General features: G+C 70.9%; 12 protein-coding genes. 5 read left to right on the forward strand and 7 right to left on the reverse strand.

Annotation, left to right across the window (positions count from 1 at the left end; all coding sequences use genetic code 11):
- Positions 1-17: 17 nt before the first annotated feature.
- Both OHV05_RS30815 and OHV05_RS30820 read right to left on the reverse strand, forming a co-directional pair.
- Positions 18-878, reverse strand: a complete 861-nt coding sequence (locus OHV05_RS30815; protein WP_405020587.1) for a DUF4097 family beta strand repeat-containing protein — start codon at positions 876-878, stop codon at positions 18-20.
- A gap of 85 nt (positions 879-963) precedes the next feature.
- Positions 964-1,476: a toxin-antitoxin system HicB family antitoxin gene (locus OHV05_RS30820; protein ID WP_405020588.1), complete on the reverse strand. Its 513-nt coding sequence runs from the start codon at positions 1,474-1,476 to the stop codon at positions 964-966.
- Between the two features lie 323 nt (positions 1,477-1,799).
- Between OHV05_RS30820 and OHV05_RS30825 the strand changes: the two genes are divergently transcribed.
- Complete coding sequence (locus OHV05_RS30825; protein ID WP_405020589.1) at positions 1,800-2,705, forward strand: hypothetical protein; 906 nt, start codon at positions 1,800-1,802, stop codon at positions 2,703-2,705.
- Between the two features lie 197 nt (positions 2,706-2,902).
- Here OHV05_RS30825 and OHV05_RS30830 read toward each other — a convergent pair whose 3' ends face one another.
- On the reverse strand, positions 2,903-4,198 hold the full coding sequence (locus tag OHV05_RS30830) for a chitinase (RefSeq protein WP_405020590.1): 1,296 nt from the start codon (positions 4,196-4,198) through the stop codon (positions 2,903-2,905).
- A 286-nt stretch (positions 4,199-4,484) separates the two neighbouring features.
- On the reverse strand, positions 4,485-4,910 hold the full coding sequence (locus OHV05_RS30835; protein WP_405020591.1) for a MarR family winged helix-turn-helix transcriptional regulator: 426 nt from the start codon (positions 4,908-4,910) through the stop codon (positions 4,485-4,487).
- Between the two features lie 61 nt (positions 4,911-4,971).
- On the opposite strand from OHV05_RS30835, the gene OHV05_RS30840 reads away from it, so the two are divergent.
- The 4 genes from OHV05_RS30840 (at position 4,972) to OHV05_RS30855 (ending at position 8,595) form a co-directional block, all read left to right on the forward strand.
- Entirely contained in the window at positions 4,972-5,781 is an 810-nt protein-coding gene (locus OHV05_RS30840; protein ID WP_405020592.1) for an alpha/beta fold hydrolase, read from the forward strand.
- 71 nt (positions 5,782-5,852) lie between these two features.
- Positions 5,853-6,551 (forward strand): helix-turn-helix transcriptional regulator, encoded by a 699-nt coding sequence (locus OHV05_RS30845; RefSeq protein WP_405020593.1) that lies wholly within the window; start codon positions 5,853-5,855, stop codon positions 6,549-6,551.
- A 31-nt stretch (positions 6,552-6,582) separates the two neighbouring features.
- Positions 6,583-7,089 (forward strand): DUF3291 domain-containing protein, encoded by a 507-nt coding sequence (locus tag OHV05_RS30850; RefSeq protein WP_405020594.1) that lies wholly within the window; start codon positions 6,583-6,585, stop codon positions 7,087-7,089.
- Between the two features lie 117 nt (positions 7,090-7,206).
- The gene (locus OHV05_RS30855) at positions 7,207-8,595 is read left to right on the forward strand and encodes a uracil-xanthine permease family protein (RefSeq protein WP_405020595.1); all 1,389 of its coding nucleotides are present in this window, start codon (positions 7,207-7,209) and stop codon (positions 8,593-8,595) included.
- A 198-nt stretch (positions 8,596-8,793) separates the two neighbouring features.
- Here the strand turns inward: OHV05_RS30855 and OHV05_RS30860 are convergent, their stop codons facing one another.
- The 3 genes from OHV05_RS30860 to OHV05_RS30870 all read right to left on the reverse strand — a co-directional run bounded on the left by OHV05_RS30860 (position 8,794) and on the right by OHV05_RS30870 (position 21,672).
- Positions 8,794-10,020 carry an SUKH-4 family immunity protein gene (locus tag OHV05_RS30860; RefSeq protein ID WP_405020596.1) on the reverse strand — a complete coding sequence of 409 codons (1,227 nt, stop codon included), beginning with the start codon at positions 10,018-10,020 and terminating at the stop codon, positions 8,794-8,796.
- A 150-nt stretch (positions 10,021-10,170) separates the two neighbouring features.
- A complete protein-coding gene (locus OHV05_RS30865) occupies positions 10,171-20,697 on the reverse strand; it encodes a toxin glutamine deamidase domain-containing protein (protein ID WP_405020597.1) in 10,527 nt (3,508 codons plus the stop codon).
- A gap of 6 nt (positions 20,698-20,703) precedes the next feature.
- Positions 20,704-21,672: a hypothetical protein gene (locus OHV05_RS30870; RefSeq protein WP_405020598.1), complete on the reverse strand. Its 969-nt coding sequence runs from the start codon at positions 21,670-21,672 to the stop codon at positions 20,704-20,706.
- Between the last annotated feature and the right edge of the window lie 66 nt (positions 21,673-21,738).

Here is a 21,738-nt window from a genome sequence, read left to right on the forward strand (position 1 = left end):
AGGAGGTTCCGCCGGTGTCAGGACTTGGCGCGGCGGATGTCGATGTTGCCGTAGCGGGTGCGGGCGCGGACCTTGACGGTGTCCTCGCTCTGCTCGGGCGCCTCGGTGCTGGTGAGCGTGTTGCGGACCTGGCCGGCGCCGGAGTTGACGTCGAGCCAGGCGGCGGTGCCCTCCCGGATGCCGACCTCGATGGCGCCGTAGGAGGTCTCCAACTGGACGGTGCCACGGGCGACTTCGTACACCCGGAGGGTGCCGTGGGCGGTGGTGGCGGTGACCGAGCCCTCGGCGCGGCGGATCTCGATGTCGCCGTTGGCGCCGCTCACCCGCAGCTCACCGGTCGCGGCGCCGACGGTGGTGGTGCCGTGCGAGTTCTTCAGGACGGCGGGGCCGTCGAGGAGCCCGGCCCGCACGCTGCCGGAGCTGGTGGTGATCTCGGCCGCGCCCTCCACCCGGTCCACGGTGATCGAGCCGTGTGAGGCGGTCAGGTGCAGCGGGCCGGTGGTGTCCAGGCGGACGTCGCCCGAGGAGGTCTTCACCCGGACCTCGCCCAGCCGGCCCTCGCCGAGCACCTGCACCCACGCGCCGGTGGTGTCCATGCGCGAGCCCGTGGGCAGTTCGACCGTCACGTCGACGGTGCCGGTGCGGCCGAGGCCGAGGCCGAGGCCGAGCAGGTTGGACTTGGGCGTCCTGACCGACAGGGTGCCGCTCGTGTAGGTGACCTGGGTCTGGTCGGCCGTCCGCACGTCCCGGTCCTTCTTGGGGTCGCGGGGGCGCACCTCGACGACCGTGTCGGGGCGGTCGCCTGCGGTGAACCGGATGGAACCGGCCTCCACGTACGCCGTGGCCGAGATCGGTTCGGGAGTGTCGAAAGAAGGCATGGCTGTCCCGTCCTCTTGGGTCTCTGGGGCGTCCCTGCTGGTGGGACGTGGTGTGGGTGGTGGAGCGGGCGGTGGAGCTCGCCGGTCAGCGAACCCAGCCCGTGATGCTCTGTCCGATGCTCTGGGTCTTCTCCGTCGTACGCGGCCGGCCGCTGCCGTCGACCGCGGCCGAGACGGCCCGGACCAGCCACGCGTTCACCGACAGCCCCTCGCGCGCCGCGGTCTCCTCGGCGCGGGCCTTGAGGTGGGCCGGCAGGCGGAGGTTGACCCGGGCGGTGCCGCCCTCGTCACCGTCGGCCGGGGCCTTGGGCAGCTCGGCGGGTGCGGCCGGCTCCGCGCGGATGCCGCCGTCGGCGGGCGGCAGCGTCACCACGAAGTCGGGGTCGAGCCCGCGCAGCCGTACGTCGACCGAGCCGGGGGCGAGCTCACGGGTGACCTCGTCCATCGCGGCGGAGAGCACGTTGAGCATGGTCAGCCGGGTCGCCGACTCCAAGGGAGCGGTGAGCCGGTCGGCCAGCTCGCGGGCCTCCTTGCCGCCGGCCTCGGCGGCCACCGCGAGTTCACGGCGGAGGTTGTCGACATACGGGGTGAGGTCCATGACGCCATAGTGGCACCACGATGGCGCCACTGGCAAGCCCTACTGGCGCCCGATCGGGGAGGGGGTTCGTGAAACCGTGCCTGAGCTGCGGAAATGTGAATCGGAGACGGTGGCTCCCGGTGGCGCCAGATGGCCCCGGGCGGCTCGGAGTGGCACCTGATGGCGCCACGTGGCGCCATCAGGTGCCATCTGGCATCGGGGGCGGCGGCGCCCCCTGCTCGGTCACAACGTCCGATTGACAGTCCGGAGTTGGTGGGCCCATCCGGTGGCGGAGCGTCGATCCCGGTAGCGTCGCCCGCTCGGGACCACCAGGGGAGGAACTGATGTACCAGGAACCGAAGATCGACAAAGTGGCCAAGAACCTCAGGGCCGTGCTCAACGGTCTGTCCGGAACGTACCTGAGCTACCTGCGGCGCCCGGTCGGCGGGCCGGTGCCCGTGCTCGACGACGCCCAGAGCCTCGAGGAGCTCAAGTTGCTGTCGGCGGTCGCCCAGCGATCCATCGTGGAGCTCCAGTTCGAGAAGCCGCTGAACGACGACAGCAGCGCCGACGACCTCAAGCAGAGCCTGGGCCTCCTGGTGAAGGAGATCCGCGACGTGACGACGGGCCACGGGCAGCTGCCGGGGCGTCAGGCCCACGCGGCCGTCCTCGTCTGGCTGGACACCGTCGGCACCGACGTCCGCGACGCGTACGAGGACCTGCGCTGGCGGCTGGCCGCCCAACTGGTGGAGGTGGACGCCGAGATCGAGGCCACGAAGCCGAAGCCGCCCGCGCCGAAGGTGCCGCGGACCAACCAGCAGGTCCTCACCGACCAGTTCCGCCTGGTGCTCGGCCGGGCCGCCCCCGGCGGTACCTTGCCGACGGTGCGGGCCTATCTGGTGATCGGCGGCGTCATGTACCGGGGCGACAACGACGGCACCACGCTCGCCGCCCCGACCCTGAAGCTGATCAAGGAACTGGTGAGCCGGCAGGAGGACTGGACCATCACCGGCTGCGCCGAGGTGCACGCCCTCGACGCCTACGTCCGGACCAGGAACTTCACCACCGCCGATCAGGTCAGGAACGCCTTCACCCGGCCGCCCGGCAACATCACCGACGCGGTGATCGGCGCGATGGACGCGGTGGGCCGCACGGGTCGCTACTGGGTCAAGCGGGTCCCGTGCGACAACTGTGTCCAGTGGCTGGCCCAACTGAGGATCACCGCCGACACGGCAGGGGCGCAGCACTGAGCTGACGTCTGCTCAGCAGGTACGCCCCCGGCGCTCGGGCGGAACGGCGCGCAGCCCCGGACGGGGGAGTCCGGGGCTGCGGCGGCAGTGCGGCGGCCTGACCCGGGGGAGAGCGCCGGCCGCCGTACGTCGTTACGTCTGACCCGTCCGGAGCGAGCCAAACCGGGCGGTTTCGGGAAGTTCCGAGCCGGCCGGGTTCAGCAGGCGCCGTTGTCGGCCCAGACGCCCCACTGGCCGCTGAGGGACGGGTCCTCGTTCAGGGTCCACCACTTGTTGGTCCAGTAGTGGCCCTTCCAGGAGACCTTGGTGCCCGAGGTGGCGTAGGTGGTGGTCGCGCTCCAGCTCGGCGCGGCCGAGCAGGTGCCGCCGGACGGGCTCGGGCTGGTGCTGTTGCTCGGGGAGGGGCTGGGAGTGGTGGTGGGCGGGGTCGCCCCGGCGAACTTCACCGTGTACTTGGTGAAGTCCCAGTCGTTCTGCACCACGCTGGAGCAGGCGCCGGACAGGCCCGGGTCCACGGTGCCCGCGCACTGGCGGTCGCGGTTGACGGACCAGTAGGTGTAGCGGGCCAGCTTGTGCGCGGTCGCGAAGTCCAGCACGGTCTGGAAGTCGGCCTGCCGGAAGTACTCGGCGGCGTCGGTGCGGCCGTTCATCAGCGAGACGCCCTCGTGGGCGTACGCGGTGGCCTCGTTCCAGCCGAAGGTGCTCTGCAGGATGCCGTTGAACTTCACCAGTGCGTCGGTCTGCGCCGCCGCGCCGTTGAAGCCGCCGTCGAACGGCATGATCGAGTAGTTGTCGGGGGTGAAGCCCTGGGACTTCGCCTCCAGCAGCATCTGGGTGCCGAACCAGCCGGTGCCGGCGTTGGTGCCCGCCGTGGTGATGGAGATGTAGATGCCCGGGTTGTTCTGCTGCAGGATCCGGGCCGCGCCGATCTCGTTGTGGATCGCGGCGGTGTTCTCGTACTCCGGCTCCTCGAGGTCGAAGTCGATCGCCTTGAGGCCGTACTTGGTCACGACCTTCTGGTACGCGGCGGCGGTCGCCTCCGGGCTGCCGCAGGTCTGGCCGAGCTTGGTGCCGCCGTAGCCGCCGACCGACACGGAGACGTCGCCGCCCTTGTTGCGGATGGTCTGGATCACGGACGGCATGGTGGTGTCGGAGTCGATCGAGGACGTCCCGCCCCAGGCCGGACTGCAACTGCTGCCCTGGGCCAGGATGAACGCCAGCTGGAACGCCTTCTGGCCGGTCGCGTCCATCACGGCGGCGGCGTTCGGCGGGCTGTTGTCCTCCGGCATCAGGTACGGCGCGGAGGCGTACCAGTTGGAGCCGATCCCGGCGGCGGCGTTCGCCGTACCGGTCGCGGTGACGGCGGCGATCCCGCCGGCCAGCAGGCCGAACACGGACAGCGCGACCGCGACGGCGCGACGCGGACGGCGGTGGAGCGCCGGGGCGCCGGCCGGTTCGGCGGCGGGGGTGTGTGGGGGAAGTGCGCGTTCCATCGGGAACCTCTCCAGGAGGCGGCGAGGACGGCGGCCCGGGCGCGCGGAACTGACGTGGGGGTGCGCGGCCGGGCCAACGGTCGGATACCAAGCCGAAGTTGACGTGACTGCCACTGGTATAGACCTGTGCCGGGCCGCCGTCAACCCTTGTCGCGCGATCACGGCCCCGAGCCCACCCGGTCGACAAAGCGCAGGTCAATCGATGGTCAAGGGGTGCTTGTGCAGCCTGGATTGACGGACCGTCGGCCGCACCCCGATGGCGCCGACCCGGGTGGGCGGGGCGGGGCTACGGCCGCGCGGCGCCGTCCGCGTTGAGGCGGCGGAGCAGGTCGAGCAGGGTGGCGCGGTCCGCCCCGGACAGTGGGGTGAAGCAGGAGGCGAGGACCTCGTCGGCGATCCGGTGCCCGGCCTTGAGGACCGACTCGCCGGCCGGGGTGAGGTGGTGCTCGATGCGCCGGCCGTGTCCCGGCCGGCGTTCGACCACGCCCTGGGCGGTCATCCGGCTGACGAGAGTCCCGAAGGACTGCTCGGTCTGGAACGTCTCGGCGGCCAACTCCCGTGCGGAGGAGCCGGGTGTGCGGCCGATGGCCCGCAGGGCGTCCCACTGGGCGAGCGTGGTGCCGGCGGCCGCGAGTGCGCTGTCGAGTGCCCGGTGCTGCCGGTACTGGGTTTGCTTCACGGCTCGGCCGAGTTCTTGCAACTCACCATTCATCGCTCCAGTCTACGGCACGACCAAGCTAGCTTATATAAAGATATTTAGTTACTCTGAGGGCATGACTTCAGACCTCGCGGCGGAAGCCGTGCATCCCGACCTGTCCTTCACCCTGTCCGAGGCCGGCACCGGCCGGCCGGTCCTGATCCTGCACGGAGGCGGCGGCCCGGCCACCGTGGCCGGCCTCGCCCGGAGCATCGCCCGCACCGCGCACGCCCTCACGCCCGTGCATCCCGGCTGGGACGGCACGCAGCGCCCCGAGTGGCTCACCTCCGTCGGTGACCTCGCCTCCGCCTACCTGGGCCTCCTCCGCGACCGGGGTCTGCACGACGTCCTGGTCGTCGGCTCCTCGCTCGGCGGCTGGATCGCCGCCGAGACGGCGGCGCGCGACACCGGGGGAGTGGTCACCGCTCTCGTCCTGGTCGACGCCGTCGGCGTGCACGTCGAGGCGGAGCCGATCACCGACTTCGCCGCCCTCGACGCACGCGAGGCGGCGGACCACTCCTGGCACGACCCCGACCGCCACTACGTCGACCCTGCCGGCCTCCCCGTCGAGGAACTCGCCCGGCGGAAGGCCAACATGGCCACCATGCACGCCCTGGCGGGCGACCCCTACATGCACGATCCCACGCTGCTGCACCGACTCGGCGGGGTCCGGGTGCCGGCCCTCCTGATCTGGGGCGAGAGCGACCGTATCGTCACCCCCGCGTACGGAGCGGCCTATGCCGCCGCCTTCGCCGACGGCACGTTCGAGGTCGTCCCGCAGGCGGGTCACCTCCCGCAGATCGAACAGCCGGAGGCCACCCTCGCCCTGATCGAGGCCCACCTGCGCCGGACGACCACCGCCCCGTGCGGCGAGTGGCGCGGGTGAGCCTGCGGCGGGGTGCCGAGGGCGGTCCGGGCGCTTCTATCTCCAACCTGCGTTGTTCCTAGAATGGCCGGGTGAGGGATATCGATGCGATCGCGGTGCTGCAGGATCCGGTGCGGCGACGCCTGTACGAGTACGTGGTGGCACAGGGGCGTGAGGTCGGCCGGAACGAGGCCGCCGAGGCGGTCGGGGTGGCGCGCACGCTGGCCGCGCACCACCTGGACCGGCTGACCGAGGCCGGACTGCTGGAGAGCGGCAGTCGCCGGCTGTCGGGCCGCTCGGGGCCCGGGGCCGGCCGGCCGGCCAAGGTGTACACGCGAGCCCCGGGTGAACGCTCGGTCTCGCTGCCCGCCCGTGACTACCGGACCGTCGCCGAACTGCTCGCCGAGGCCGCCGAGCACGCCGGGCTGGACGCCGGTCTGTATGCGGCCGCGCGCCGCCGGGGCGAGGCGTTGCGCGGGGTGGCGGAGTCCTGTGGCGGCCTCGAGGAGGCCATGGAGCTGCTGGCCGAGCGCGGCTACGAACCGCACCTGGAGGGTGCTCCGGGCACTGAGGGCGTCGGGGGTGCTGTCGGGTCGGTCGGGGGCGTGGTCCGCATGCGTAACTGTCCCTTCCACGCGGTCTCCGAGCGCTTTCCGCCCCTCGTCTGCGGCATGAATCTCGCGCTGCTGGAAGGGCTGATCGGGGTGGACGGTCCCGTCCGGGCCCGGATGGACGCCCGGCCGGGGGAGTGCTGCGTGGTGATCGAGCCTTCTAAAGACGATGAGCATTGACATAGAAAAGCAGGCCGTGCTGGGATGGGGCATGACCACATCCGTGCCTGCCTTCCACCTGGCCCAACTCAACGTCGCCACCCTCCGGCACCCCCTCGACGACCCCCGCATCGCGCCGTTCGTCGAGATGCTCGACCCGGTCAACACCGCCGCTGACGGTGCGTCCGGCTTCGTGTGGCGGCTCACGGAGGAGGGGGAGGGCGACGCCACCGGTCTGCGTCCTGCGGGCGAGGGCGTCATCGTCAACCTGTCGGTGTGGGAGAACCAGGAAGCCCTGTGGGACTTCGCGTACCGCAGTGGGCACCTGGAGGCGATGCGGCGGCGGCGCGATTGGTTCCACCGGAACGTCGAGGCACACCTGGTGCTCTGGTGGGTCCCCGCCGGCCACCGCCCCACCGTCGGCGAGGCCCTGGAGCGACTGGCCGAACTGCGGGAGCACGGTCCGTCCCCGCGCGCCTTCACCTTCGCCTCCTCCTACACCTCCGCCGAGGCGGCCCCGCTCGGTTTCACGTCGGACCACCGGAGCGTGGGTCTCTGACCGGTGGTCAGGAGGCCCACCTGTCCGGTGCGGCGGGTTGGTGCGGGGGTGGGGTGCGTGATCAGCTGAATCCTCGGGCTGCCCGGGTTCGGGCACGGGTGGCGGAGGAGAGCGGCGATGGCGGGCTTCGGGTGGACGGTGCATGGGGACGGTCGGAGTCCGCGGCCCGGGGCGGTGGTGCGGCCGGACGAGCGGCTGTCGTGGGGGCGGACGGTCGGGCTCGGGGCGCAGCACGTGGTGGCGATGTTCGGGGCGACCTTCGTCGCGCCGGTGTTGATGGGGTTGGATCCGAACCTCGCGGTGATGGTGTCGGGTGTGGCGACCGTCTTCTTCCTGTTGGTGACGGGGGGTCGGATTCCGTCGTACCTGGGGAGCAGTCTGTCGTTCGTCGGGGTGGCGGCGGTGATCAGGACGCAGGGCGGGGACGCGGCGACGCTGACGGGTGCGCTGTTGGTGGTCGGGGCGGTACTGGCGGCGTGCGGGGCGGTGGTGCAGGCGTTGGGGGCGCGGGTCATCCACGCGGTGCTGCCACCGGTGGTGACGGGTGCGGTGGTGATGCTGATCGGGTTCAACCTGGCGCCGGTGGCGGCGGGGACGTACTGGCCGCAGGACCAGTGGACGGCGTTGCTGGTGATGTTCTTCACCGGGTTCGCGCTGGTGGTGCTGCGGGGGTTCTGGTCGCGGATCGCGATCTTCCTGGGGCTGCTCTTCGGGTACGGGATCTCCTGGGTGCTGGACCGGGTCTTCGGGCGGATCCATTCGGCGAACGGTGCGGGTCAGGTGACCGATCACTGGCGGCTGGACCTGTCGGGTGTCGGGAAGGCGGACTGGATCGGTCTGCCCACGCTGCACGCGCCGGGCTTCTCGCTGTCGGCGGTGTTGGTGGCCCTGCCGGTGGTGGTGGCGTTGATCGCGGAGAACGCCGGGCACGTGAAGGCGGTGGGCGAGATGACGGGGGATCGGCTGGACGACCGGATGGGCGTGGCGATCATGGCGGACGGTGCGGCGACCGTGATGTCGACAGCGGTCGGTGGCCCGGCGACCACGACGTACGCGGAGAACATCGGGGTGATGGCCGCGACCCGGGTGTACTCGACGGCCGCCTACTGGTGTGCGGCCGGATTCGCGATCCTGTTCGGCCTCTGCCCCAAGTTCGGGGCGGTGGTGGCGGCGATCCCCGGTGGGGTGCTGGGCGGGATCACGGTGGTGCTGTACGGGATGATCGGCCTGCTCGGCGCCCAGATCTGGGTCCACAACCGCGTCGACCTCACCAACCCCCTGCACCTGGTGCCGGTGGCGGCCGGTGTCATCGTCGGCATCGGCAACGTCACCCTGAAGTTCACCGACACCTTCGAACTCAGCGGCATCGCGCTGGGCACCCTGATCGTTCTGACCGGCTACCACGCCCTGCGGCTGGCCGCCCCGGCCCACCTGAAGCTCCCTCAGGAGACCCCGCTGCTGGACGCGGGCACCGCCGACTACGACGACCGGCCCGCCGCGCACTGACCGTGGTCGGAATCGCACCGCCGGCCCCAACTCCTCGACTCCGGCGCCTCCTGCGGGTGAAGCCTCATGCCTGCCTCTGCGGTGGCCGACGGAGGCTCACTCGATACGGATCTGCTCGTCCCGGAGTGCTCCCGAGGTTGGTTGACCGCCCGCAGTCACTGCCCGGACCGGGCTGCGCAGCACTGTGTCCGACGAGCTTCAGAGCAGGCCGTGCCAGATCTGTTCGGTGACGACGGTCCACCAGGTGGTGTCCTTGCGGAAGGCGTCGGGGTCGATCTCGGCGAGGCCGGTCTGCAGGGCGGCCAGGGCGGTGCCGGCGTCCTTGGGGTCGAGGCCGCTGAGGGTGGGGCGGGTGGTGGCGAGCAGCGCGAGGCTGCGGATGTAGGCGGAAGCGGTGGTGTTGACGAAGCGTCCGCTGCCGGTGCGGGGGTGGACGGCCCAGACGGAGCCGGCTTGGTCGCCGGTGGTCTGGACGGCGATGAGGCACAGGCCGTCGGTGCCGATCCGGGTCCAGCCCGCGAGGATGTCGAGGGTCGAGGCCGCGATGAGGGTGCCGGCGGCGGTGAGGTGGGTGCGCAGGTCGGCGAAGAGGCCGCCGGGGGGCGGGGTGTCGTGCCGGTCGGCGGTGAGGAACAGTGGCAGGTCGGCGGGCAGGCCGGCCCAGGTGAGGGTGGAGCGGGTGCTCTCGGGCAGGGCGCTGGCGGTGAGGTCGTCGGCGTCGTAGCGGATCACCTCACCGAAGGCGGCGGGGAGTTGACGGCCCAGCGCGACGTCGCGGACCGGCTCGGCCGGGGTGACCGTCTCGGGTGCGGGTGCGGGGACCGGGTTGAAGGGGGCGCGGCCGGTGAGCGCGGCGATGCCCTCGGCGCGCTCGGCGGCGGTGATCCCGTACGGGTGGTCGAACGTGACAGCGGCGCCGGGGAAGTGCTGCTCCAGCAGGGCGGCGCCGTAGCCGCCGGGCAGGGTGGCCGGACGCAGCGCGGTGTGGATGGCGCGCACGGCGCCGGCGGGCACACCGCGGCGCGACAGCTCGGCCACCAGCTGGTGCTCCACCGGCGGCCGCCCGGGAGCGGAGGCGAGCTCGACGACGGTGTCCTCACTGGTGGTGGGATGCGCGTACGTCGCGGTCAGGGTGTTACCGGGACCGGTGGCGGGGCGGCTGCGCTCACGGTACGCCTCGATCACCTCATCCACGGGGATCGACGACCACACACTGAGTGCGCCACTCCGACGGTCCACCACCCCGCACGCGTCACCGAGATCGGCGGGAGGACGCCGCTGCCCGGTGACCGGGTCACGCTCCAACGGCGCCGGAGCCGCCCACACCACCCACCCCAGATCGAACTCCCGGAAACGCACCTCACGCTGCGCACCACCGCTGCCGTTCAGCCAGGCGTCAGCCGAGCTCAGCGCAAGCTCCTGCATAATCACAAATAACTCCTTGTCGATTTATGGACCTGCACTGAGCGGACCCTCCGGATGACCAACACGGCCCCGCGCACCATCGTCGTCCGGGCCACCATGGCGGCCCGCACCCTGGACGACATCTCGGAGTCAGTGGACGGAGCAGTCCACTCACCCGACGTCGCCGGTGCTGTGGGCGACATCGGGGCCGGCTTCCTGACCCTCCCGCAGTGCGGCCAGGATCGTCTCCTCCGTCGGAGGCGCGAATTCGGCGGAGGCGTTACCGGTGATCCAGACTGCGAGATGACGCGCGATCAGCTCCTCATTCCTCACGTCCGGGTCGACATAGCCGGTCATCTCAACCGCCAGCGACAGGATCTCCCCCCAGCTCGCCTCATCGACACGACCGTTCACGTCCAAGGTGGACGCATCCACGATGGTTTGACGCACACCGGACCATCCACCGTCACCGACCTGGATCGGGCCCTGCGCCAAGCCCGCGTTCCGCTGCCGCACGTGCAGTGCCTCCCGAGAGCTCCAGACTCCCGGCCGGTCCGTCACCTCACCGATCCGATCGGTGAACTGGGCGCCGTCCTGCGCGGGGTACCCGCCGATCCAGAAGCCACCCTCCTTGACCACCGGTGCCAGCGCCGCCGTGACCTCGGCGTCGTTATGGTTCTTCCAGGTGCGGAACCAGGAGTCCTTGTCCATCAGGAAGTCGAACTGGTCGTCAGGACGCCTCGCGTCCAAGAACTCGGAGTACGTCTCGGCGTGAACCGTTGCGACGAACACCTCCTGCCCCTGGGCGTCACGAACGATCAACCGGTTCGACCGGTTCTCGCGCACGGTCTCCTGCTCAACCGTGTGGGTGGCATCGGCCACCGCCGTCAACTTGGCCAGAAGTCCCGCAGTCGATGAGGTGAGCTCCTCCTGCCGGGCAGCTGCCACCTCCTCGGCGGTCTTCGAAGGGCCGATGCCATCCGGGTCGAGGGAGACGTAGGTCATCCGCGACGCACCCGTGCCGAACAAGGGGTGCTCCAGGTCGGCGGCGCCCCCCATGTACAGCAACGAGCCCCGGGTCGGAAAGCCGATGCCGGGCCCTCCTGCGTTCAACGCACGCATCGTGGGCGGTCGTTCACTCATCTGCGTCCCGAAGAGCCAGCGGCCGAGCGGCCTGGGGTTGGCCCACTCCGGAACCGTCCCCAGCTGCGCCGGTGCGGGCCGGGTCGGCACGCCCTCACCGAAGAGGTACCGCAACGTCCCCGGCTCAGCCCTGTTCTTCACCGCATAGGCGAGATCCGTCGTTCCCTGGGCATCGAGTGGGCCGAGGCCCAGGTAGGCACCGACCAGTCCGCCCAGCCCACCATCGGTGGGTAGTGCCACGTCCTGGAGCGGCTGGTAGTCGTGCCCCGCCAGCCAGTCCTTGACCTTCTCCGGATCCAGCGGAATGCCCAGCCCCATATCTGCGGGAGTCTCCGCAGCGCTACCGCTGTTGGCCGGCTCTGCAGGTGGCTGTGGCTGGGAGGTTCCGTCCGAATCATCCCGGGCGACCGGTTCCGTGGATATCAGGCCAGAGTTCGGCGTGACCCGGCCCCACCGTGGTGTGGGTGTCACCGAATCAGGCTGCACCGACCGGGCCGGTTCCTCCGCCGAGCGCGACCCTGCACCCCCCGATCGGTCGCCGACCGCAGCAGTGTGCACGGGCCGAGGGGAGAGCGGCGCACCAAGGTCCGGTGCCGACCGCGGGGACGACGGGGCACTCCCGCCATCCTGCGGAAGGCCAGGGGCGTAGCCGCCCATCGGCGGTGGCGGTGGCGGAGGCGGAGACTCGGATCCCACGGCCGGACCGTTCGAGGTGGGTGCCGCAGGATCCGACGGGACGGGCGGCTGGGTGGGCCTGTTCCGAAGGGACTCGACGGTCTGCTGAACGCGACCGCCGTGCTCCCGACGCAGGCCGTCGAGCTCCTGCTGCGTCTGGTGCCAGTCGTCCGAGCGGCTCTCGGGTTCTTCCGGATCACCCAAGAGCTGTCGAATGTCCTGGTACGCCCGATCCTGGGCCCGTGACGCGGTGACCGGGTTGGCGTCAGTCGGCCGCCGCCTGAAACGGTCCAGTCGCTTCAACGTCATCGACAGAGTCGACGGATCCGACGGATCCGGCGGAGCCGACAGAGCCGGCGGAGCCGACGGATCCGGCGGATCCGGCGGAGCCGACAGAGCCGGCGGATCCGGCGGAGCCGACAGAGCCGGCGGAGCCGATGGAGCCGGCGGAGCCGATGGAGCCGATGGAGCCGATGGAGCCGGCGGATCCTTCGGTATCAGGGCGAGCAGGTCTCCCACAGCGTCGTTGGACGACGGGCCGTCGAGCGCGCTGTCCCGCTGGTGCAGACGCTCCACGGTCGGCAGGTGCACCGGTGCGTTCGTCCTGACCCATGCGGTCAAGGCGTCCACCTCGGACTTCGACGGGTAGTCGCTGCCCGTGCCAGGTCCGTAGAGGGTACTGAGCATGGTTTGCAGGGCCGAACCGCTGTCAGCGACCCACCGGGCACCGTTGTTGCGCGGGAGACCCGTGTACGCGTCCTTGCCCCGATTGGTTCCGAGGTAGGCGTTGCTGAGCTGGGCGAAGAACTCGAGCTCGTTGGTGGAGGAATAGTTGCTGTCCACGGGCCGGCCGTACCGGTCCTCGAGTGGGCCGTCCGGCCAACCGGCTCCGTCGCCGGCCTTCAGTGCGTCGAAGGCTGCGGTGATCTGCTTCTTCTGGTCGTCCGAGAGCCCGTACTGGTGGATGGTGTGGGCGAACTCGTGCGTGGTGGTCGAGTATCCATCTTCATACGCACGGATCCCCAGTCGGCTCTCACCCAACAGATTCTCCTCGGCGACCGCACACTTCAAACCGCCTGAGCCACGCACACCGCGCCACGGCCTGCCGTCAGGGGTCGCACCGCCCTTCAAGTCGGCGTACTCGGGCAGCGCGGTCATCGCCAGGTTCTTCGGCACGATGACCATCTCGGCCCCGGCCGTCACCAGACGGGCCGTCACCTCGTTGTCCCTGAGCATCCGCTCCATCTGACGGATCGCCTCCGCACGCGCCGCGGCGGGGCTGCCGGCTCGCCGGTCGACGTGCACCATCAACCGCGCTGCCACCGAGGCGAATTCGGCAGGGGGTAGCGCGCTGAGACGAGCGACGAACACCGTGTCCTGGGCCAACTCCCGACGACGTTCCGGCGACAGCCTCTCCAGCACCTGGTTCCGCTCCTCCGGTGGCATGGCCAGCAGCAGTCGGTCGCCGACGGCGGTGGCACGCTGATCACCCGTAAGAGCCGCCAGCGCGGCCCGCACCCTGGGGCTGGGTCCGGGGTCGGATCGCAGCGCCGAGAACTCGGTGCTCTGCCGGTCCTCCGGCGACTGGTACCGGGCCGCCGGAGTCTGCTGAACGGCGGGCGCGGTGTTCACTGCGGGCGTTGCCGAGCCGGCGGAGGTCGTCGTCTGCGGGTTCGTCCCACTGCTTGCTCCCGGGCCCTCCCCGGCATTCGGACCGGGGGTCGGGAGAGGCATCGTCCCGGCCGCGGGTCCCGGCTGTTCCGTTGCGGGAGGGGCCGTGTCGGCCAGCACCGGGGCGGGATTCCCGGAACCCGTACCCGCCGGGCCACTGCCGGGCGGATCCGAATCGACAGGAGGGTGGGACACGAGCGGCGGGGCCTGGGCCGGCCGCCGGGCGGCGCTGCCGTCGGCGTCGTGATCGCCGCCCCGGTTCCGGTCGCCCGGAGGCAGGCCGGGGCTGCCCGGGGGCAGGTCCGTGCGGGTGCGGTACTGCTGGTGGCTCAGGTCCCGCAGGACCGGCCCCGACCGCAGGACGTCCTCGATCCGCTGCAGGTGCCGCGGCAGGACCGTGAAGGTGTCGGCGTGGGCGGCCGGGCCCATGACACCGTTCCCGCCCGGGTCGCGGTCCCGCTGCCGCAGGGCTGCGGTCCGCTCCGCGTACTCGTCGGGCAGGCCGACGTAGTGCATCAGCTCGTGCAGGAGCACGCCGGAGGAGTTGTCGGTGTACCAGTTCAGCTGGTCGGCCCGGTCGTCGCCGGGTCGGACGGTGACCGTCCGGTGGGCGTCCGCCGGGTCGGCGGTCTGTTCGAGGCGCAGGTGGACCTGGTCGCCGTTCGGCAGCCGGAAGCGGCCGTTGAACCGCTCGTCGACCGTGTCCCGGGCCCGGTCCCACACGTGGGCGAGCTCGTCGGCGGGCAGGGTGCTGCCGTCCGCCTCGGTGAGGTGCAGGCGCAGGGTGAACTCGGTGACCCAGTGGCCGGGTCGGGCCTCGAACCGCCGGGCGTCGTAGACGATCGCGGTCTCGCTGCCCTGCAGGCCGCCGAGTTCGGGCAGCCGGGCCGCGTACCGGTCGGGCAGCGTAGGCCCGGCGATCTGCCCGCGGCCCGCCTGGCCGTCGGTGTCGGGATCGAAGCGCTCGGTCTCCAGGTGTGCCACCGGGGCGAGCGTCCGGACGTCCGCCCAGTCGTCGGGGCCCAGCAGTGACGTGTCCCGCGGCGGCAGGGTGCTCGGGGGTGTCCGGGTGTCGGGGGCCGCGGTGTCGTGGTCGGTGGAGGCCGGCGGGCTGTTCGGGGGCTGCGAGTCGGCATGCGGCAGCTGCTCGGCGGGCGTGAGAGGCACCTTGGTCCCGCGGTAGTACACCGCGTGCCCGGCTGACATGGCCACGAACTCGTCCTCGCCGAGGAACAGGGTTCTGGTGTTTTCGCTGTCGCGGCCCTGCAGGTGCGTGCCGAACACGCGGTGGATCGGCAGCGTCTGGACGGTCGTCCAGAACGGCCCGAGACCGGGGTTCTCCCCGGCCGGGTCCTTGTAGGGCACCAGCAGGCTGAACGACTCGGCGGGGCCGCGCCGCAGCTCCACGGCGATGTCGTCCGGCAGCTCCTCGTTCGGCACGTCCTTCCACTCGGGCAGGTCGATGCGGGTGCGGTTCTCCAGCCGCATCAGCGTGACGGTGCCGTCCTCGCGGTTCACGTTCGGCAGCTCCGTGGTCCGCAGGAACTCGTAGGTGAACATGTGCTGGGCCACCATGCTGCGCAGGTACGTCGTGCTGTATTGGATGGGCCTGGTTTCCTGGCCGCCGATCTTGGCCTCGAAGCTGCCGAGATTCCGGATGTTCTCGTCCACGTGTCCGTGCCAGAAGTACTCCTGCGGCTGCCCGTCATCCTTGGAGGAGAAGCCGACCCCGGGACGGGCGGTGGAGAGCATCAGTTTCAGCTTCAGGGGGTCGGTCTTCCACGAGCTGTACGACTGGTCTATCGCCCAGTTTTCGATGTGTGCCGGTTCCCCACCCTGGTCCCTCAGCCAGCGGTAGAACGTGGCGGAGGCGCCCTGCTCGCCCCGCATACCGCCCCCCTCGTACGGGGGCGCGTCATCGCCCTCCCCGACCAGGTGGCGCCCTACGTCGAGCCTGCCGCCGCGCATCGACGGCTCCCGCTCGACCAGGCGCTGCGGGAAGGCCGCCGGGACGTCACTGGCCCGGAACGTGGTCTGCAGGTAGAGGAATTCGCTGATGTATCCAGGGGACCAGCCATCGGAGTTCAGCCGCTCGTAAGTTTCCAGCAGGGTCCGAGCGGTCTCCCCCTCGGGGTCTGTACTGTCCTTGAACTGGCGTGCCTGGTCGACGATCGCGTCCAGACGGTCCCTGATCACCTTTTCACGGGCGTCGAAGGCATCCATCATGTCCGCGTCGAGCACAGTCGTACCCTTGGGCACGACGAGCGTGATCTGGCCCTTGTACAGCACGAACTCCTGCAGCCGGTGCTGCGGACCCCACAGGCGTTCGGGACGCAGGCCGTCGGCCGGGGTCAGGGTCTCCGCGTACGCCGGCACGACATCGGGGGCCGGGTCCGCGGCGTTGACGTCGGTGTGGTCGACGGGCGGGGGCCCGTCCGCCGGCTGCTGGTCGTGAACCACTGGCGCGGGCAGGCTGCGGTGGGTGATCTGCGGGGACGCCGTGGGCGACCCGGTGCTCCAGTCGGAGTCGTCGTCGGCGTTCCTCGCCGGGGCCTGGGCGGGTCGGCGTTGGGCGACCGGGAACTCGGCGGGCGGGGTGTCGTCCGTGCGGGTGTCCTCGGCGGCGTCGCGGCGCTCAACGGGGGCGCCGCGCGTCTCCTCGGCAGCAGTCGGCTCGACCCGGCCCTCGTGGCCGAGGGGGCGTGCATCGGTGGCCGGCCGGTGCGGCTTCGACGGCGCAGCGGTGGTGCTGTCACCCTGCCGAGAGGCATCGGGCCGGGGTGCCCGGGAGTCCGCGGCTCGGCCCGCGTGGCGGTCGGGCCTGGGCGACTCGGGAGTGCCGTGCGAGCGGGGCGCGGTGCCGGAGCCGGTGTCCTGCGGATGCACCGCGCCCCGGTCCGCCGCCTGCTGCGGCCCACCCGGGCGGGGCGGCATCACCCCTGACGGTGCGTGAGCGACGGAGGGCGGGGTGGGCGCCGCGGCGTTGTTGTCCGGCGTGAGGGGTGGGGTCGGCCCGTCCTGCGGGGGGCCTGCGGCGGGCGGAGTACGCAGGCCGGACGGACCGGCGGCGATCCGGGTACCGCCGTCGGAGCGACTCTCCTGATCACCTGAGTCCTGAACGATCGTGTTCGAGGCAGCCGGGAGGAGAAACACCTCGTACCCGTAGGCCGCCTCAGAGTCGGAGTCCGAGTCGGAGTCCGACCCCGACTCACCTTCGATAGTCCCACTGTTCTCGATGATGTTCTGCAGGTCCCCGGGCCGCGCCAGTTTCACCACGCCGGAGGACTCGCTCTCGCAGACGGACAGGACCTGGGCGTCGCCCTCCCAGCGGACCTGGACACCCATGTGGTGATTGGGAGTCTGCAGATGCACGAAATAGCCCTGGTCGCGCTGGGGGAGGTCGTGGACGGCCTGGGCGAACTTCTCCGCGATCTTCTTCGCATCGGCCTCGTTCGTCGCCGACCCGTCCGGGAAGTTCTCCATCCGATAGGGCGTCAGCCCGTCCGAGTTCACCAACGCGGTTGTCCCACCGAGGTTTCTGAGGGGGGCCGGCGCCGGGGGATAGTTCTCCTCGCCCTCGTGACGCCCCATCATCTCGAAAGAAGCAGTGAGCACGCCCACCACGTCGTTGACCTGTAGCCCGCTGGGGGCCAACAATTCCCGCAGCCTGGCGAGGTCTGCGCGCCGCCCGTCGTTGATCTCGTCAAGGGTCCTGTATCTGGCAAGCAGTTCTGTCTGCTTATCTGGGTCTGCTTTCGCTCCCTCGGCGTGTCGCATCGGTGCATCCCATTGGGCGAGCGCCGCCCATACCTCCGCCAGCAGTTCCGGATGGTACTTCTGCATCTCCACCCAGCCACCGCACAGGCCGTTCACCTCGGCCTCCTTGTAGAATCCCCCGGCTTCCGGAATCAAAGTGTCCTGATGTACCTTTTCATCTTCATCAATTTCCTTCTGTGTGTTGAATTTCGTGAACGCATTATGATCAATGCTCGTGAATGGGTCATAGCCTACATCGTTGCCCTCGGTGAAATGGGCCAGCAGCTTGGCGGCATAGACCATCTTTATCTGAACAATATGCTGTCCGTTCACCTTTTTGCCCTGATCATCCATGACCGGACCATCGCCGGGCATATAAATGATGGCACCAGATCCCACTGTCCGATTGTTCGACAGATTCGGTTCAGGGGTCGTTTCATCGCCGTAATCACTGGCCATGCCGGGCCGTTCGGGGGCGCGGCGATCGTTGGCGGGGTTGTGGTCGGGGTCGGTGTGAGGTTCGGGGGTGGTGGGGTGGCGGTCGGGGTCGAGGGTGACGGCGAAGACGGCGTTGTCGCCGTTGTGGAGGGGTTTGTCGCTGGTCTTGCCGCTCTGGCCGTCGATATAGGTGATGGCGCCGTTGCGGTTCTGGGCGACCCAGGTATGGGAGCGGCCGTCAGCGTCAGCCGTCATGATGGCGGCCTTGGAGCCGTGGCCGGTTCTGGTCAGGGTCTTCTCGAGGCGCTGGAAGGCGTCGGTTCCGTTTCCGAGGTCGGAGAACTTGGCGCCGAGGTTCGCTTCAATGCGGTCGCGGCCGCCGCGCTCGCCGAGGTCGGAGTTCTTCCCGTCGCGGGCGGGAGTGCGGGCGGCGGCGGCGGTGGGGCGGCCGTAGAGGGTGTCGAGGAGGGCCAGGGTCGCGTCGACGCAGTTGGTGTTGCGCCCGGACGCGCTCGGGCCGTCGCCGTTGATGGCGGTGAGCCAGTTTCCCTCGTTGGGATCGGGGTGAAGCCGGGGTGTGCCGTCGTCGTTGCGCAGGGCAGCGTGCTCGATGCGCTCATGATCATGGGCGGTGGGCTCGACCAGGCCACCGTCTCCGCCCAGCGGGCGTCCGTCGGTCGCCGGCCGGAGCGGCTCCGGGCGGGCGTCGGGTGCGGGGACGGTGTCGTTCCCGTGACGAGTGACCTCCTGGTGAGGGGCATCGGTGTCCGCCGGGTTGTCCACGATGGCAGGGCGGAGTTGTTCGGCACGGTGGGGTGCGCTGTTGTCCGTGTCCAAAGGGGCGGTGGCGTTGTCGGTGGGGTCGGGGGTGGGGGATTGGTCGGTGGTGCGCTGGCTCCCGGCATCGCGGACAGTTCCTGTGCCTGTGCCGCTGTGCTCGGTACTTGTGCGGGCCGGGCCCAGTCGCAGGCTGCCGGCACCCGGGGTGGACGCGGGTGTGTTGGTGTCTGTGGGTTTGCCTGCGGGCGAACCCACAGGGGCAGCCGGTGCCTGGCGGGACTCGCCACCACGGTCGGCGGAGCGGACCGGGCCGGGGCTGAACGGGGCGCCGGACATCACCGGCGGGGCAGTCCCGGTGCCGCCGGCCGCCGGAGACGGACTGTCAGCTCCCCGGGCAGGTGCGACCGAGGGCCCGTCAGGGTTACCGGCGGTGGCCTCCGGGGAGGGCGCACGCGGGGGTGCGAGGTTGCCGGCCAGCCGGATGCCCTCCGGATGGGACCCACCGGCACCGGTTGGGATGCCGCCTCCCAGCGACGGCCCGGACGAAGCCGACGAGCCGGAGCTTTCGTGCGCGACCTGGCGGGCGTCCGGGATCGGTGCGGACTGGTGCGACGTGGGGGCCGGGGTCTCCGAGCGCGGTGTCGGGGCCTCGGCATGTGGGGTGGACGTCTCACTGTGTGACGTGTTGTCACGGCCGTGCTCCGGTGCGGGAGTCGGCTCGGGTGAGCGGGAGTTGGCGTTGTCGGCCCAGATCGGGGAGGAGACTGCATCCGGCGTTCGGGCGGCCGTCGGGGCCTCGTACGGGGCGAGGGTGCTGTGGGGAGCGGGGGAGTCGGGGTGGTTGCCGGTCGGGCCCTGGTACGCGCCGGCGTCGACGGTGGGGGTGACGTCGTGGCCGGCGGTCCGGCTGGTGGCGAAGGTGCGCTGGGAGTCGCTCTGGTCGGGGGCGCTGCGCGGGGCGGAGTGGTCGGACGAGTCCCCGGCGGGTGTGCGGACGCGGGTCTCGGGGTCGGCGTCGCCGCCCGAGAAGCGGGGCGGGGTGTCGGCCCCGTTCGAGTCCGGGGTGGGACGGCGGACACGGGTCTCGGGATCCGCGTCACCGCCGGACCCGGACCCGGACCCGGACCCGGACTGGGCGGAGCCGGACCCGGACCCGGACCCGGACTGGGCGGAGCCGGACCCGGAGTCCGAACTGTTGGAACCGGTGGTGGAGCCCGACGAGCCCGAACCGGTGGAACCACCCGAGCTGCCCGAGGAGCCGGAACCGGTGGAGCCCGAGGAGTTGGAGCTGCCCGAGCCCGGGGTGTCGGAGCCGCCGGTGTAGTCGGAGGCGTTGGGGATGTCGGAGGGGCTGAACTTGTCCTTGAGTGCGGAGGCGCCGCGCATCACGGCGGGACCGGCCCCGCCGCTGAGGGCCGAGCCGCCGAGACTGGAGCCGTCGACCTTTCCCGTGAGGGCGAGTTGGGTGATGGCGTCCGCGCTGACGTCGGTGAGGGCGCCCTCGATCATCTGGGCCGGCAGGGTGTCCATCTTCTTGCCGATCAGCTTGCCGCCGATCGCGCCGAGCTCCTTGCCGATCATGCCGCCCGCCGCGCCGCCGATGGCGCCGCCGGCGGCGCTCATGCCGAGTTCCTTGCCGTCCAGCGTCTTGCGGTTGCCGGCGGCGAGCTGGATGGACTGGGCGAGCAGGTTGATGGCGACCTCTTGGAAGGCCTCCTTCAACGCGTACTTGATGATGTCCTTGGCCAGCTGCTTGAGGATCTTCGTGACCGCCGCCCGGCCGGCGGCGATCGCGGCCGGGATCGCGGTCAGCGAGGCGCCGGCGGTGACCGGGGCGGCGGCCTCGGCGGTGGCGATCTCGTAGGCCAGGATGCCGAGTTGGGCGACGATCGAGATCTTGGCGGTCTCGGTGGAGTTGGCCATCGCCTCCAGGCTGTCGGCCATCGCGTTGCAGGACTTCACCATGCCCGGGAAGAACCCCGGCTTGCTGCCGTCAACGGGCAGGGCCAGCTTGTTCCACTTCTTCTCCAGCCCTTCGGCGGCGGAGCCCTGTTGGCCGTCGAGGGCACGGTGTACCACGGAGCCGGCGGCCTGGCCGGCCTCGTCCAGGGTTTCGGCAGCGGCCCGCCAGCGGCGGCCCATGTCCCGCATCAGCTCCTCGTCCCCCTCGGGCCAGCGGGAACCGGCGAGCAGGAGCAGGACCCACTGGAGGGGCTCGGGGAGTTCGACAGCCATGGTGGTTCAGTGCCTTCCGTTGAGCTTGCCGTTGCCGATGTCCCCGAGGACCACGTCGATCTGGCCGGTGCCGGGGGTCGGCAGTTCGGGCTTGCCGATCGTGCCGAGGCTGAAGTCCTCGGAGCTGTCGTAGCCGTCGCCCATACCCTTGAGGTTCTTGCCGATCTCCTCGACCAGTTTGGGGAGCAGCTTCAGACCGTCGAGGATGTCCTTCTCGTTGCCGAGGTAGCCCGGCTCACCGTCCTCGCCGTCGGCGAAGGTCTTGCCGTCGTCGTCGTTCCCCCAGGGCGCGTTGGCACCCATACCGTGCAGGTAGCCGCTCAGGCTGGTGTAGAGCTCCTTGAGCTGGTCGGCCACCCCCAGTACCGGTCCGGCGGCGGCCCGGTACTGCTCGGGGATGGCGACGAAGCCGGCGCCCGCACCGCCGCTCGGCGAACCGGCCGACAGGCCCTGCATGGAGGCGGGCCGACGCGCGCTTTCCACGAGCCCCGCCGTCGCCCCTTCCCCCGCAGATACACCGACCTGCATCGCGGGGGTCCCCTCCGGCGCCACGGCCCCGACCTGCAGGGCGGGGGTGGTTCCGTCCGGTGCGAAGCCCCCGACCCGGGTGGCGGGGAACGTCCCCTCGGGTGCTCCGGCCGCGCTCGACCGCGCCTCCGTCACCGTCCCGAACGGGTCCTGCGCCGCCATCGTGTGCATCTGCCGGGGCATCATCCGCTCGGCCGACTGCTCCACCGGGCTGAACAACGGCTCCGCCGCCTCCTGAACCGGCATCAACCGCTCCGAGGACCGCTCCACCGGCGTGAACAACGGCTCCGCCGCCCCCTGAACCGGCGCCAGCCGCTCGTACGACCGCTCAGCCGCGACCACGTCCTCCCCACCACCCCACAACGGCGCGGCCTGAGGCTCCATCACAGCCCGGCGCAGCGGTGTCCCGACCTGTTCAACCGGCCGGAACTTCGGCTCTTCTTCCATGACGGTCCCTCATCAGGTCTGTGTGGTATGGGTGCTGGGCGAAAAAGGAAGGGCGGCGGAGGGCTG

The sequence above is a fragment of the Kitasatospora sp. NBC_00070 genome (assembly GCF_045041205.1).
Lineage (GTDB): Bacteria > Actinomycetota > Actinomycetes > Streptomycetales > Streptomycetaceae > Kitasatospora.

Bases quoted from the DNA above. Each gene is read 5' to 3' on its own strand.
- OHV05_RS30840 (WP_405020592.1), top strand. From the start codon at position 4,972: ATGACTTCAGACCTCGCGGCGGAAGCCGTGCATCCCGACCTGTCCTTC.
- OHV05_RS30820 (WP_405020588.1), bottom strand. From the start codon at position 1,476: ATGGACCTCACCCCGTATGTCGACAACCTCCGCCGTGAACTCGCGGTG.
- OHV05_RS30815 (WP_405020587.1), bottom strand. From the start codon at position 878: ATGCCTTCTTTCGACACTCCCGAACCGATCTCGGCCACGGCGTACGTG.
- OHV05_RS30825 (WP_405020589.1), top strand. From the start codon at position 1,800: ATGTACCAGGAACCGAAGATCGACAAAGTGGCCAAGAACCTCAGGGCC.
- OHV05_RS30860 (WP_405020596.1), bottom strand. From the start codon at position 10,020: ATGCAGGAGCTTGCGCTGAGCTCGGCTGACGCCTGGCTGAACGGCAGC.
- OHV05_RS30865 (WP_405020597.1), bottom strand. From the start codon at position 20,697: ATGGCTGTCGAACTCCCCGAGCCCCTCCAGTGGGTCCTGCTCCTGCTC.
- OHV05_RS30870 (WP_405020598.1), bottom strand. From the start codon at position 21,672: ATGGAAGAAGAGCCGAAGTTCCGGCCGGTTGAACAGGTCGGGACACCG.
- OHV05_RS30855 (WP_405020595.1), top strand. From the start codon at position 7,207: ATGGCGGGCTTCGGGTGGACGGTGCATGGGGACGGTCGGAGTCCGCGG.
- OHV05_RS30835 (WP_405020591.1), bottom strand. From the start codon at position 4,910: ATGAATGGTGAGTTGCAAGAACTCGGCCGAGCCGTGAAGCAAACCCAG.
- OHV05_RS30830 (WP_405020590.1), bottom strand. From the start codon at position 4,198: ATGGAACGCGCACTTCCCCCACACACCCCCGCCGCCGAACCGGCCGGC.
- OHV05_RS30850 (WP_405020594.1), top strand. From the start codon at position 6,583: ATGACCACATCCGTGCCTGCCTTCCACCTGGCCCAACTCAACGTCGCC.